General features: G+C 29.5%; 12 protein-coding genes. 3 read left to right on the top strand and 9 right to left on the bottom strand.

Translation table 11 applies throughout. From position 1 onward, the window contains the following. Positions 1-189 precede the first annotated feature (189 nt). Complete coding sequence (locus ACYEKI_RS01245) at positions 190-2,343, top strand: glycoside hydrolase family protein (RefSeq protein WP_459209330.1); 2,154 nt, start codon at positions 190-192, stop codon at positions 2,341-2,343. Positions 2,344-2,432: 89 nt separating this feature from the next. On the opposite strand, the gene ACYEKI_RS01240 is transcribed toward ACYEKI_RS01245, so the two are convergent. Both ACYEKI_RS01240 and ACYEKI_RS01235 read right to left on the bottom strand, forming a co-directional pair. Then, positions 2,433-2,864, bottom strand: a complete 432-nt coding sequence (locus ACYEKI_RS01240; protein WP_459209329.1) for a hypothetical protein — start codon at positions 2,862-2,864, stop codon at positions 2,433-2,435. Between the two features lie 110 nt (positions 2,865-2,974). Further along, a complete protein-coding gene (locus ACYEKI_RS01235) occupies positions 2,975-5,146 on the bottom strand; it encodes an endonuclease MutS2 (RefSeq protein WP_459209328.1) in 2,172 nt (723 codons plus the stop codon). Positions 5,147-5,243: 97 nt separating this feature from the next. On the opposite strand from ACYEKI_RS01235, the gene ACYEKI_RS01230 reads away from it, so the two are divergent. After that, positions 5,244-5,909 (top strand): uracil-DNA glycosylase, encoded by a 666-nt coding sequence (locus ACYEKI_RS01230; protein ID WP_459209327.1) that lies wholly within the window; start codon positions 5,244-5,246, stop codon positions 5,907-5,909. Between the two features lie 9 nt (positions 5,910-5,918). Here ACYEKI_RS01230 and ACYEKI_RS01225 read toward each other — a convergent pair whose 3' ends face one another. From ACYEKI_RS01225 to ACYEKI_RS01205, 5 genes are all read right to left on the bottom strand, one after another. Continuing rightward, positions 5,919-6,395, bottom strand: coding sequence for a hypothetical protein (locus ACYEKI_RS01225; protein ID WP_459209326.1), 477 nt, complete (start codon positions 6,393-6,395; stop codon positions 5,919-5,921). Positions 6,396-6,410: 15 nt separating this feature from the next. Next, positions 6,411-7,262, bottom strand: coding sequence for a substrate-binding domain-containing protein (locus ACYEKI_RS01220; protein ID WP_459209325.1), 852 nt, complete (start codon positions 7,260-7,262; stop codon positions 6,411-6,413). Between the two features lie 163 nt (positions 7,263-7,425). Further along, positions 7,426-9,900 carry a TonB-dependent receptor gene (locus ACYEKI_RS01215; RefSeq protein WP_459209324.1) on the bottom strand — a complete coding sequence of 825 codons (2,475 nt, stop codon included), beginning with the start codon at positions 9,898-9,900 and terminating at the stop codon, positions 7,426-7,428. Between the two features lie 113 nt (positions 9,901-10,013). Next, entirely contained in the window at positions 10,014-10,724 is a 711-nt protein-coding gene (locus tag ACYEKI_RS01210; protein ID WP_459209323.1) for a LytR/AlgR family response regulator transcription factor, read from the bottom strand. Between the two features lie 9 nt (positions 10,725-10,733). Beyond that, positions 10,734-11,402, bottom strand: coding sequence for a sensor histidine kinase (locus ACYEKI_RS01205; RefSeq protein WP_459209322.1), 669 nt, complete (start codon positions 11,400-11,402; stop codon positions 10,734-10,736). A gap of 740 nt (positions 11,403-12,142) precedes the next feature. Here ACYEKI_RS01205 and ACYEKI_RS01200 point away from each other — a divergent pair. Further along, on the top strand, positions 12,143-12,283 hold the full coding sequence (locus ACYEKI_RS01200; RefSeq protein WP_459209321.1) for a hypothetical protein: 141 nt from the start codon (positions 12,143-12,145) through the stop codon (positions 12,281-12,283). 136 nt (positions 12,284-12,419) lie between these two features. On the opposite strand, the gene ACYEKI_RS01195 is transcribed toward ACYEKI_RS01200, so the two are convergent. Further along, positions 12,420-13,292, bottom strand: a complete 873-nt coding sequence (locus ACYEKI_RS01195) for a nucleoside phosphorylase (protein WP_459209320.1) — start codon at positions 13,290-13,292, stop codon at positions 12,420-12,422. Positions 13,293-13,589: 297 nt separating this feature from the next. Next, positions 13,590-13,916, bottom strand: coding sequence for a translation initiation factor (locus tag ACYEKI_RS01190; RefSeq protein ID WP_459209319.1), 327 nt, complete (start codon positions 13,914-13,916; stop codon positions 13,590-13,592). Positions 13,917-13,947: the final 31 nt, after the last annotated feature.

Below are 13,947 nucleotides of genomic sequence, written 5' to 3'. Positions count from 1 at the left end.
TCAAAATGATTTTAGACAACGAAGGTTGGTTTACTTTTATTTTATAGGATGTTCAATTGATTTAGTTGAAAAAGATATACAGGTATATTTATAAATGCATACTTTTGGCATGTATGATTCATCTATAGAAAAAAACTTCTTTATTATAGGTGAATAAATAACACATTCAACAATTAAAATAAATTTAAAATGAAGAAAAAGTTATTAATTTTTATGATGTTCATTTCGATTATTACAAATGGACAAACTACATCAGAATACATAATTAATGGAGGTATTCAAGGAGATATAAGTAAACAATCTAACTTGAATAATAATGTTCTGGGAGATGCGATTACTCATTTAGGAAATGAAGGGACAATAACAATTAAGGGAGATGTGAGTATCACAGGTGATTTTATTGTTCCTGAGGGAATTGTACTTAATTTTTATAAGGGGAGTAAACTCATTGTAAATAACGGAGTTCAATTAACAATAAATAGCGAAATAAAAGCAGGGAATTATCAAATTTTTGATATAGGAACATCACCTATACATAATATAAGAATAAATAGCCAAATGGTTTCGCTAGAGTGGTTTGGTGCTACAGTTAATGACAATATGGATGATTCTATTGCAATAAATAATGCTATAGCAAGTACAATAGGGTCTCCTATAGGTAATATTTATTTTATGGCTGGAGTATATGATATACACTATACAATAGAATTACCAAGTAATATAAAATTGATAGGTAATTGTGAAACTATTCTATTATCTCATAGAAATATAGAAGATTTAGAAGTAATAAATGCTCAAGGAACATATGATTTAAGATCAACTTTTTATCCTACTACAATCCTAAAAAATAAAGATGCTACCAATGAAAACATAACAATTACAGGAATTAAGTTTAATGGTAATTGGAGTAATAGCACAGGACGATTACATTCTTATGGCTTAAAAGATACTACTTCAGATTATATAGCTAATTTAATACGATTTGATAATGTTACAGATCTAAAAATTAAAGACGTTGATATTTATAATTTCTCAAGTAACTATAATGATTTAGAAGGAGAATATGAAGCTATGACTATAGAGAAAAGTAAAAATATTTATGTAGAGAATTTACGTTTTTATGATTCAAGAATAGAAGGAATTAGATTTAACGATTCAGAAGACATTATAGTAGATAGATTTCATTCGTATAATGACTATATATGGACTCCAATACATTTTTGGTACTGTACAAATGTAACACTTCAAAATTCTATTATTGATGAGATAGACAATGATGATCCTAATGATATAAACAGGATACCATTTGGTAGTACTATAAATTTTACAGTTAAAAACTCGATTATTCAAAATTGTAAAATATATGGTGGATCTGGAATTGATATAGGAAATGAGGTTAATCATGATTTTGATATATCTAATATCACGATTAAGGATAATTATCTAGAAAGAGTTAGACATGGAGTTTATTCAGAAAATGATAATGATGAAATAGAAGGTTTATCTATAATAAATAATACAATAAAACTACATGGTAGAATAGATAATGGACAAAATACAATTGTAACTAGTACAGGAGTTAAGCTTTTTACTGCCAAAGATGTTACAATTTTAAATAATAAGATAAGTGCATTAGATGATAAAAGAGGCTCAATAGGAGTGAGATTTGATTTTAAAATGCATAATTTATTGATTCAAAATAACATTATTGAAGATATTGAAAATGGTATATATTCACGAGTTATAAATTCTGGAAATATTGTTGATCGAGTTCGTATTATAGGTAATACTATTAAAACTATAGCGTTAAATGGACGAAGTACCTATAGAAATAATTATAGTACAGGTGTATTCTTTGCCAAAGTTGGCGGTAACACAGGAGAAAGTGGATTTTCTAATTGGATAATAAAGGATAATTATTTTAATAATGAAGGTAGCTGGGTTTATAATTATGACAACACACCTCTGATTTTAGAGAATTTTAATATCATTAATAATGTATTTAAATCTAGTGAGAATGGCTGTAACAGAGGGTTAGACTTGAATAGTATTACAGATCTAACTATCAATAATAATAAACTTCACAATTCATACTCAAACAAAATACATAATAACTCAAATGTAATTATGCATCACAATACTATAAATTATAAAGATTATAACCCGAATAATGCTGGGCTAGGCTTTAGGATAGAGCAGAATACTGGTATTGGAAGTTTTAAATACAACATAATGTATAATAATTTGGATTGGAGAGGTGTTTTATTCAACTTAAGGAATACTGATGAAAATTTAAAAAATGATTTTTTTGAGTTGATCGATGAATATAACTATTCTAGATAATAAAATTGTATAACCAAAAATAGACTCCCCCAAATATTTTATAGAAAATACCTAGGGGAGTCAGGTTGGTTATGTAGTTAATTTATTGGTTAAGTTAATATACCTTGAGCATCTTTCTTTTTGCTCCATCCATATAAGAAAAATGCTATTACAATAACAAGTATTGGCATGATGACTCCTTGAAACATTCCATAGATCTCACTAGCATCAGTCATGGCAAAAGAGTATCCCATTTGTATTACAACAGCTATTAACGAAATTAAAAAAGCTGGTATAGCCCATTTTTTTCGCAATAATAAACAAATAGCACCTAATAATCCTCCAAAAGTCGCTACGGCATAAATTCCCATTAACCATGAAGGAGTACTTTCTATCAAGGCAATTTGTTCAGGAGTTAAAGCAGCTTTCATATCCTCAGTCATAAAGGCTTGAGATAAGTAAGCAAGTACCCCCATAAGATTCCATAATAATGCTACTGTGGATAATAGCCAATATCCCATACTTGGTTTGTTTGTATCCATATGTTGTTGTTTTTTAGTTGTTTCCCATATAAATATACGTTTTTTATACGAGAACAACTCAAAACCAATAGGGATGGAGTACTATCAAAATTAGCATTAAAGCTGTAAAATTATTTTTTACGTTGAACCAACTCTAATTGATCTACACTAACATTAGTGGTAAAAATTCCGTAGTTAACAGTAGCTTTGCCTTTTTCTATGGTATCTATAGTACCAATAGATTTACCATCAAGCATACGTACACGATCACCTATTTTAAGTACTACTTTAGGTTTTTGCTTTTCGATAATTTCTTCCTTCTTTTTCTCTTCTTTCTTCTTTTCTCGTATAACTTCAACCTTTTTCTCTACTTCTTTTTTGATACGTTCTTCTTTAGCTTTTTCTATTTTACGTTGCTTAGCTGTTTGTTTCTTCCTTTTTGAGTTTTCTATTTCAACCATTTTTAAGAAATCACCTATAAGTTCTTTCTTCTTCTTGTTATTAAAATAGCGTTCACTCATATCATTTACCTTATTACCCAGGTAAATTAAACGTTGATTACTATCGTATAGCTCTTGATAATTTTCGAGTTTATGTTGGATACGTTCATTAATTTTTTCTAAGCGCTCTTTTTCACTTTCAGCTCTCTGTTCCTTAGACTTTAAAGCAGTAGTGGTCTTTTGTAATTTTGAACGCTCTTTTTGTAGATCAGCAATACTCTTATCAAATCGTATTTTACCTCGAGCAACTTTCTTTTTAGCTTTATTAATTAGCCCATACGGAATCCCATTTTTTTGAGCAACTTCAAAAGTAAAAGAACTACCAGCTTCTCCTAGATGTAATTTAAATAATGGTTCAAGCGTACGACTATCAAACATCATATTGGCATTTGAGATATTAGGCAGTTCATTGGCAAGCATTTTAAGATTTGCATAGTGAGTTGTAATAATCCCAAAAGATTCACGCTCATAAAACACTTCTAAGAAAGCTTCAGCTAAAGCACCACCTAACTCTGGATCACTACCCGTACCAAATTCATCAATTAAGAATAATGTACGATCATTACATTTTTTCAAAAATTGATTCATGTTTTTTAATCGGTAACTATATGTGCTTAAATGATTTTCTATAGATTGATTATCACCAATATCAGACAGCACACGATCAAAAAGACAAACGCGACTATATTCATGTACCGGAATCAACATACCACTTTGTAACATGACCTGTAAAAGACCAATAGTTTTTAAAGTAATACTTTTTCCACCTGCATTAGGTCCAGAAATCACAATGATGCGATTCTCTTGATTTAAAGTAATGCTTTGTGGATATGTCTTTTCGCCTTTAGCTGTATTAGATAAATACAATAGTGGGTGATATGCATCTTTTAAATTTAACTCACGTTTCTCTGTGATTGTGGGCATAATACCATTAAGCTGCTCACCATGCTGTGTTTTTGCAGCAATAACATCCATATCACTAAGATACTCTTGATACTGTTGTAAAAGATTAACAAAAGGGCGTAATCGATCTGTGAGTTCTTTTAAAATGCGAATAACTTCTTCGCGTTCTTCAAACTCCAGGGTAGCTAATTCTCTACTGTATTGTAAGGTTGCTTCTGGTTCAATATAAATGATACTTCCTGTTTTTGAACTCCCCATGATAGCACCTTTTACCTTACGGCGATGCATAGCTTTTACAGCTAATACGCGGCGATTTTCAACAACACTTTCTTTAATTTCGTCGAGATAACCAAAACTTAGATATCTTGAAAGATCTTTACCAAAACTACCATTAAGTTGTCCTTGAACACGATTAATAGCTCTACGTAAATTTTGTAAAGTAGGTGAAGCATTATCTTTTACTTCGCCAAAACGATCAATTACAGCATCGATTAACGTAAGAATTTCTCTAGTAAAAGGAACTACAGTTGAGGTTTCATGTAGCACAGGATATAATTCCTGAAACTTATGAAAAAATGCTAATAGATGATTAGTTGTTCTACTAATACTAGATATCTTTTTAAGATTAATAGCTTCCAAAAAACTATTTTCTATTCCCAAAAGCTGTATTTCTTTATCAATAGCATCATATCCATGTGCTGGAATAGAACTATCTTGAAGACGCGAGGATTTATATTCATTTACCTGTTTTAAAGCAAATAAAACTCGTTCTTTGGTTGGTTCAGGAACAATTTTTAGCGCTTTTTGTTTACCATAATCAGTAACACATAAGGCTTCTATTTGTTCTAATACAGTTCCGAATTCAAGATCGATAAGTGTTTTTTCAGAAATTCTAATCATAAGTAATTTTTACCCTATTTTTGGGTTTTGATGAATAGCATATAATATATTGCGAAACAAAAATAAACAACTTGTTGAATTTTTTAGCTTATAATTGATGAATGTACAAATAGATCCTAGTTGGAAAGCACAATTAAATACCGAGTTTGAAAAACCGTATTTTAAAATATTAACAGATTTTGTGAAATCAGAATATACTACACATCAATGCTATCCTAAAGGTTCACAGGTGTTTGCAGCATTTGATCATTGTAGTTTTGATGATGTAAAAGTGGTTATAATAGGACAAGATCCTTATCATGGAGTAGGTCAAGCTAATGGATTGTGTTTTTCTGTTAATGACGGAATAGCAATGCCACCATCGTTAATAAATATATTTAAAGAAATAGAAACGGATTTACAACAAGAATTCCCGTCAAGCGGAAATCTTGAGCGTTGGGCAAAACAAGGCGTATTATTATTGAATGCTACACTTACTGTAAGAGCACATCAAGCAGGATCACATCAAAAGCAAGGTTGGGAACAATTTACAGATCAAGTAATCAAAGTAATTTCTGAACAAAAACAGAATGTTGTTTTCTTATTATGGGGAGGTTATGCAAAGAAAAAAGGAGCAAAAATAGATACTCAAAAACATCTAGTATTAACAAGTGGGCATCCATCTCCATTAAGTGCTAATAGAGGGTATTGGTTCGGTAATCAGCATTTTAGTAAAACAAATACTTATCTTAAAGAAATAGGAGCAGCGCCTATTAAATGGTAAAGAAGTATTTTATAAAAAAGCTTTTACTTTCCAACCGTTAGATGTTTTTCTAACCATAAAGAAAAATGCTTCTTCCCAGATAAAAGATTGTTTAAGATGCTTTTTAGGTATTGAACCCCAAAAGAAATAATCGTGTTTTGTAAAAGTTATTCCTTTTGGGAGCTTTGTTATTGTTCTTAAGTATTGTTTTGGGTTTAAAATACGAATCTGGTATGATTTTAAATACGTTTCAAAATTAGTATCAATGCGAACTGCCTTTTTTATATCCTTACAGATTTCTTTTTGTAGTGTTCTTGTTTTTAAAAACTTTCCGTTACGTAAATCAATAAGTTCATCATCTAGATAGGTATAATTAGAAGTGCAATCTTTTTCAAAATAAGTTTTGACATAAGCTAAAGCAAAACTTTTTGCTTGTCTTTTTGATGATCGCTGTGCATTACCTAGAATAGTACTTAATCCTAAGAAGAGTATTAGTATGTATTTCAACAAGGATCTAATTATTTAAAAACTATGTAAAAGTTGGGATAGAGCTACTTTTTCTTTAATAATATCAAGTTCATATAATTGATCTTGTATGCTTTGTAAAGTAGTGTGATCGATTTGTTGTTGACTCCATTGCGTAAGTGATAACCATTCTTGTATATCTTCTAATTGTTGATCATAGCGATGAGCAAGTGTATGATCTATACTAGGAATGTGTTTAAAATCTACACTAGTCGTATTAACGATGTCAAGAATTTGTTGGATAATAGCTGCGTCTTGAGCTAGAACATCTTCTCTTACAGCTACAACAAAACATGGCCATGGAGTAGGGCAGTCGCCAAGTCTTCTAAACGTTTGATTATCTACTAATGGTTTTGTGGTAAAGTGTTCCCACATAAAATAATCTGCTGCTCCTTCTGTAAGTCCCGTTACTGCACCGTCAAGATTTTTGATGACTTCGAATTGAAGTTGATCTGTATTCCACCTTTGATTTTTGGCATTTACATAGGCCATTAGATGTGACCCAGATCCATAACGACTTATAGCAGCTTTTGTATGTTGAATATCTGATAGGGTTTGATAAGACGAATTATGAGCAACATGAATTCCCCATATTAATGGAGATTGAATATACGTTTGTACAATTTTTGAAGGATTACCAGCAATAATATCTTTTATAATTCCTTCTGTAAGTATAATCGCTATATCGATAGTATTGTTGCGTAAAGCTTCACACATCGCACCTGTACCACCTGGAAAATCTGTCCATTGTAAATCAATATTTTGAGCTTCATATGCACCTTCTTCTATAGTAAGATGCCAAGGGAGATTAAAATGTTCTGGAACGCCGCCTATTCTTATAGTTTTCAAATGATACTTTTTTAGTTGGTAATAAAATTAACTAGTTGCTTTATAACAAATATAGGAGTATTTATAAAATAGATAAGAACTGTATATAAATAAAGAGAAACTTATTAGTATTATTCTAATAAGTTTCTCTTTACTCTTAAAAAATGGAGGTTATAGTATGATATTAGAAATCACCACCGCCATCGTCACCTTGATAATCCCTTCTTCGTGATTGTTTTTTCTTTTGATTAAATCTATAAGTGAAAGAGAAATTAAAACTGCGTTCTCTCCATTGAAATTCATTATTACCAATAAATGTATCAGTAGTGGTTACTGATTTTCGTTTACGACTGTTAAATAAATCACTGATGTTAAAAGCAATCGAAGCCTTTTCTTTAAATAAATCTTTACTAAAGGCCATATTAGTAGAAAAAACACCTTCGTTTTTTATTTGAGCATTTTCACTCGGTCCATTATAGCGTAATGTAGTTTGCCAATCTATAGCCCATGGTAGTGTATATTTATTGTTTAAACGAGCAGACCAAGTGGTATTATCTGCATCATAAGATACACCATTAAAATCTCCATCAATTACTGATTTAAAAAAGTTGAAATTTGTGTTGATTCGCCATTTTCTTGAAGGAGAATAATTTAAAGTAAACTCAAAACCATAACGATCATTGACAGCTAGATTAACAGGTGTTCTTTGTATAACAGCTACTTCTTGTCCATCGATAAGTACGGTGTCACCAGTATCAAAATTGATAATATTAAAAACATCTGTAGTATGTTGATAATAAATAGAACTATTTAATGTGAATTTTCCGAATTTCTTTAGGTATCCTAAATCATAAGTACCAGAATAGCTCGGGGCTAATGCTGGATTACCTTGAAAAACACTAGTTAGACTCGATCTAGATGGAAAAGGATTCAAAAACCAATGTCTTGGACGTTGTAATCGTCTAGCATAACCTAGAGTAATATTTTCGTTACTGCTTATTTCGTAGTTTAAATTAACGGTAGGAAATAAACCTAAATAATTTGTACGGTCATAATCACCACTAGTAGGTTGATCGATAATAATTTCGGTATTTTCTAAACGTAGTCCTAATAGAAAAGAAAACTTGTCAAATTTACTACCAAATTGAGTATATCCAGCATTTACATTTTGAGTGAAGTTTAATACGTTAGAAACATTAGTATCTAGTTCAAATTGTTGTGTAGTCGTGTTAAAAATAGAAACCATAAAATCAGTAACCTGGTCAGAAAAAACACCCCTATATCCAGCTTCAAAACGACTATTTTCACCTATAGGAAGCACATAATCTGCTTGTAATAAAATTTCTTCATTAGTTTGATCCTGTAATGTGATTTCGCTAGTTTCACCATTAACAGTGATATTAGAATCTTCTATTTCAGTATTATCTTCGTATTGTAAATCGATAGAAAGCGTATGACCTGAATCATTGAAGTTTTTATTAAAATTTAAAGCATATTGAGAAGTAATATCTTCTTCTGCAAGAGGAGTAAATCGTATACTTTCTGAAGTTACATTCATTAATTCATCAAGTTGAACGATAGTGTTATTAGTATTACGATCGGCATCACTATTTCTATATACTGTAGATAAGGTTATAGAAGTTGAATTGTTAATGTACCATTCTATACCAGGGTTAATAGTGAAATTTTTACGTTCTCTATCAAAAATTCTAGTTTCTTCTAGAAAAGTATCAGGTAAATCAACAGTATCATCAATATTGAAATAGCGATTAAAGTTATAAGCATTTCCAGGAGCTTCATTATATCGATAAGCTAGTGTAGTAAAAATATTGACATCTCCTGTTCTGTAGTTTACATTTCCTGATAGACCAGCTGCAGTAGGCTCACCTAAATTAGCAGTAATTGCACCATTTAACCCTTGAATCTTACTTCTTCTTAAAATAATATTTAAGATACCAGCAGTACCTTCTGCATCATAACGTGCAGATGGAGAGGTAATAACTTCAACTCTTTCTATAGATTCAGCAGGAAGTTGTCTCAACGCATCTGTTGAATTTAAACCTACTAATCCAGAAGGTTTTCCGTTGATAAGAATACGAACATTTTCATTTCCTCTAAGGGCGACATTTCCTTCAACATCAACAGAAACCGAAGGAACATTATCTAGAACATCACTAACAGAACCACCGCTTACTGTTAAATCTTTACCTACATTATATATTTTTTTATCAAGTTTAATCTCCACCGTAGTTTTCTCTGCTATAATTTGAACTTCTCCCAAAGCTTCAGAATCTTCTTCTAATTTTATGATGTTAAGATCTGTGTCTTCTTGTAACACTCTGTTGGGTAATGTGATAGTTTTGAAACCTATAAATTCTACAGAAACATCATAAATACCAGCGGGTACATTAATAGCAAAAGCTCCTTTTTCATTTGTGATTCCACCAGTAACAATTTTTTGTTGCGCTTTATTAGTAAAAGCTACTGTAGCGTATTCTAATGGTTGAGATGATATATTTTCAAGTACAATCCCAGTGATAGTTACTTCTCTTTGTGGAGTTTGTTTTCGCTGTGTTAGATTTTTTCTATCATGTTGTCCATGTTGAGCTTCTAATTGTAAAACGAAGAAAAAGCTTAAGACTAAAATTAAAATTCTCATTCTTTTTGATATAAATTTTAAATAAAGATAATAGCAAACTGTAGTTTATAGAAATCTATTAAATAGATGGTGAAAATGTATCAATAAACTTGAGATTAATACCTATCAATATTTTATATTCCTAAGTTTTTTATTAATTCTTTCTTATACGTATCTCCTATAGGGATTTGCTTATTTGCTATTACAATTTTATTCTTTTGTAAAAAGTCAATATGTTCGACATTAACAATATAGGAGCGATGTACTCTCAAAAAAAAGTTATTAGATAATTTTTGTAAAATACTTTTGAAATTCATTAAAGTTAAAATAGGCTTTTCTGTATCAGAAGAATGAATTTTAATATATTCACCTAAACCTTCTATATAAGTAATATTCGCTATTTTGATTTTTATATTTTCATATTCTGACTTTACAAAAATATACTTACTATGTATGTTTGTTTCTATGGAAGAACAATCTCCTTTTTGCTTTAAATTATATAATTCTTGGGCTCTATTAAAAGCTTTTAAAAAACGGTTAAAGGGGATAGGTTTTACTAAATAGTCTACCGCATTAAGCTCAAATCCTTCAAGTGCATATTGTGGATATGCAGTAGTAATGATAAATAAAGGAGGGTTGTCTAATGTTTTAACCAAATCAATTCCTGTAAGATTTGGCATCTGTATATCTAGAAATACTAAATCAATAGTATTATTGTTTAGTATTTTAAGCGCATCAATAGGGTTAGTACATTTTGAAACAATAGTTGCTCCATCAACTTTTTCAAGATATGATTCGATAATTTCGATAGCGAGAGGTATATCATCTATAATAGCACAATTCATGATATGATATCAAGTTAGTTTTAATAGTAATGTAACAAAATAAGTGTGATTATCTTTATCAATAGTTAACCAATGCTTATCTGGATATGATAATTTTAATCGTTCTTTAGTATTTTTTATACCAATTCCTCCATATTCTTTATTAGAAGCTTCTGAAGTATTACCTATTATATTTTTGCAAGAAAAGTGCAACTCTTCTTGTTTTATGGTGATGTCTATGTCAATTTTTGTTTTTCCAGAAAAATCTGTTCCAAATTTAAAAGCATTTTCAATAAATGAAATAAGTATTAGAGGACTTATTCTTTGATTATGGGGGTTCCCATTTATAGTTAATTGTATAGTATCACTATTAGCAATTTGTAGTTTTTGTAATGCTATATAATTTTTGATATAAGCTATTTCTTTTTCAAGTGAAACATATTCAATATCTGTTTCATATAACATATAACGCATTAGATCTGATAGCATCATTACAGCATCTGGTGATTTATCAGATTTTTTTAGAGTAAGTGCATATATACTATTTAATGAATTAAAAAGAAAATGAGGGTTGATTTGATTTTTTAAATTTTGAAGTTCTGATTGTGTTCTATTCGAAGAAATTTTGAGTTTTCTTTTTTCGTCTTTATTCCAATAATTTAAAACTTTTACAGCTATACCTATGAGTATAAGAATCATATAAATAAATGTAGATAACATAAATTTTGAAGAGGTATGATGCTTATAGTGAACATGATGAGAAGACTCATAATGAAAAGTATGAAAAAAGTATGTTTTTGTATAAGTATAAAATAATGTAGTTAAGGCAATTATGGAGAGTATACTAACAAAATATAAAATGAACTTTCTTTTGAATAATAAAGAGGGAATCAATAGATAATAATTGATGTAAAATAAAGAAACACCAAACCCTATTTTTAATAATATAGTTGTAGGGATATGACCATTTTGTAAAAAAAACAATAGTCCTATAAGTGCAATAAAAACTAACCAACCTAAAAGATGAATATATAAGTTTTTATTTTTTAAGAATGATAACAAGTTAAAAAAATCTATAGTTTGAATAGACTAAATTAAAGATTATAGAACAATTAAAATTTACCAATCAATGAATAAGCTTTTTTTGCCCATAAATCGATCATTTTTAGAGTTCAATTTTTTAATGATAATAGTTTATTCCTAATAATGTAAATAAAACGTATTGATTAGATATTGTTTAATAGTACAAGTGCTAATTCACATAAATGTGCTATTCTATTGTTATTGAATTAATTAATTACGTTTAAAGCGTAAGTTAATGTGTTTTTAATCGACCATTTGTGTAGTTAGTCGTTTATTGATTCTTTTTTGATCAAGCAAAAACTAAACTAAAGAAGTGAATGATATAATTTTACTAAACAATTAAAGCCATAATAATTATGAAAAATAGATTACCATTTAAAAGAGAAAGAGTAGAAGTTAAGGTTGCTCAATTAAAAAAAGAAGATACAAAAGTATCTATTATTGATATCGCACTGGTAACTATTGGTTTATTAGGTACTTTAATGATAATATTTTAAGATAGAAAAGAAAATTTTGTTTGAATATACTTCATGATTAGATTGGAGACACGTGATTAATTTGATGTTTTGGTTTTTTAAGAAACTCTAGAGTGATTTGATTCTCGACACTCTAGAGTTTTTATTTTATACCTATTTATAGGCTAACAATCTTTTCTAAAGAATAAGTAATTAGATCTTCTACAAGCTTAGCAGGATCATTACTAAATTCTCCTTTAGCTCTATTCGCTAAGATAGCATTCATAGAAACAGCCCTGTGACCAAGTAACTTAGCCATTCCGTAAATTCCAGCAGTTTCCATTTCTAAATTTGTAATAGCTTGACCATCAAAATTAAATGAAGCCATTTTATCATTAAGGTTAGCATCTTGAACAGGTAATCTTAATACACGTCCTTGTGGTCCATAAAAACCTACATTAGTTACAGTAAAACCTTTAAAAGTTTTATCACTTTGCATATGATTACTCAAATGCTCATCTGCTTTTACTACATATGGTCTAGATTTATTAGTATCCCAATCAAGATGATCAACTAAGGCATCTATAATTGCATCTTCTTGCACATGTAAACTTTGATAGAAATGCATTAAACTATCAAAACCAGCAGCTAGATCACTTACGACAAAACTATTGATAGGAATACTAGCTTGGATAGATCCAGAAGTACCAATTCGTATAATATTTAAAGCAGTATGCTCTTTTTTAACTTCTCTTTTTTCTAAATCAATATTTACTAAAGCATCAAGTTCATTAAATACGATATCAATGTTATCTGTACCTATCCCAGTAGAAATTACAGTAATACGTTTTCCTTTATAAGTACCTGTTTGTGTATGAAATTCTCTTTTATGTATACTAAATTCTATTTCGTCAAAATGCTTAGTAATTTGAGATACACGATCAGGATCACCTACTGTAATTACAGTATCAGCAAGATGTTCTGGTTTTAATTGTAGATGATATATACTACCATCTGCATTTAATATCAATTCTGAAGCAGCTATCGGCATATGAGTTTCTTTAATCAATTAATAAATAATAGGGGTATGATACTCGCTTTTACATAATTCCTATTTCCTTTACTTTAAAAATAAGCGAGGAAGCAAAAATACGATATCTATACTATTCACAAAGTGTATTATGTAAGAGTTTACTAACATTTGTATAATGATTACTCATAATTAAGGACAAAAACTGATTTTTTTGAAATTAAGAGTAAAAAAATATTAAAAAAATAAAATGATAGAGGTAAGAAAAAAGGCATTTGAATCACTCAAATGCCTTTTTGTATTGTGTTGAATTTAAGATTAACCACCTACGCGTTTTACCTTAAATCCTTTCTCTTTTAGAATGTCCATAATCTGATTACGATAATCTCCTTGAATGATAATGCTATCATTTTTAAAACTACCACCAACACTTAATTTTTGTTTAAGCTCTTTGGCTAGTTGTTTAAAATCTGAATCGGCTCCAGTATAACCTTCTATAATAGTAATAGGTTTACCTTTGCGTTTTTCATATTTACAAATAAGAGGATCGTCCTGCATCCATAATCCTTGTTCTTCTTGTATTTCCTCTTCTTGAGAAAACTCATGATCAGGGAATAAATTCTTTAGTTGATCTTGTAAATCCATTTAGGGTCTATTAACATTCAGAACAAAAGAA

Source organism: Aquimarina rhabdastrellae, assembly GCA_947387485.1.
GTDB lineage: Bacteria > Bacteroidota > Bacteroidia > Flavobacteriales > Flavobacteriaceae > Aquimarina.
The sequence above is the reverse complement of the archived record's forward strand: the minus strand, read 5'-3'. Positions and strand labels throughout refer to the sequence as shown.

Bases quoted from the DNA above. Each gene is read 5' to 3' on its own strand.
- ACYEKI_RS01245 (WP_459209330.1), top strand. From the start codon at position 190: ATGAAGAAAAAGTTATTAATTTTTATGATGTTCATTTCGATTATTACA.
- ACYEKI_RS01240 (WP_459209329.1), bottom strand. From the start codon at position 2,864: ATGGATACAAACAAACCAAGTATGGGATATTGGCTATTATCCACAGTA.
- ACYEKI_RS01235 (WP_459209328.1), bottom strand. From the start codon at position 5,146: ATGATTAGAATTTCTGAAAAAACACTTATCGATCTTGAATTCGGAACT.
- ACYEKI_RS01230 (WP_459209327.1), top strand. From the start codon at position 5,244: ATGAATGTACAAATAGATCCTAGTTGGAAAGCACAATTAAATACCGAG.
- ACYEKI_RS01215 (WP_459209324.1), bottom strand. From the start codon at position 9,900: ATGAGAATTTTAATTTTAGTCTTAAGCTTTTTCTTCGTTTTACAATTA.
- ACYEKI_RS01210 (WP_459209323.1), bottom strand. From the start codon at position 10,724: ATGAATTGTGCTATTATAGATGATATACCTCTCGCTATCGAAATTATC.
- ACYEKI_RS01205 (WP_459209322.1), bottom strand. From the start codon at position 11,402: ATGATTCTTATACTCATAGGTATAGCTGTAAAAGTTTTAAATTATTGG.
- ACYEKI_RS01200 (WP_459209321.1), top strand. From the start codon at position 12,143: ATGAAAAATAGATTACCATTTAAAAGAGAAAGAGTAGAAGTTAAGGTT.
- ACYEKI_RS01195 (WP_459209320.1), bottom strand. From the start codon at position 13,292: ATGCCGATAGCTGCTTCAGAATTGATATTAAATGCAGATGGTAGTATA.
- ACYEKI_RS01190 (WP_459209319.1), bottom strand. From the start codon at position 13,916: ATGGATTTACAAGATCAACTAAAGAATTTATTCCCTGATCATGAGTTT.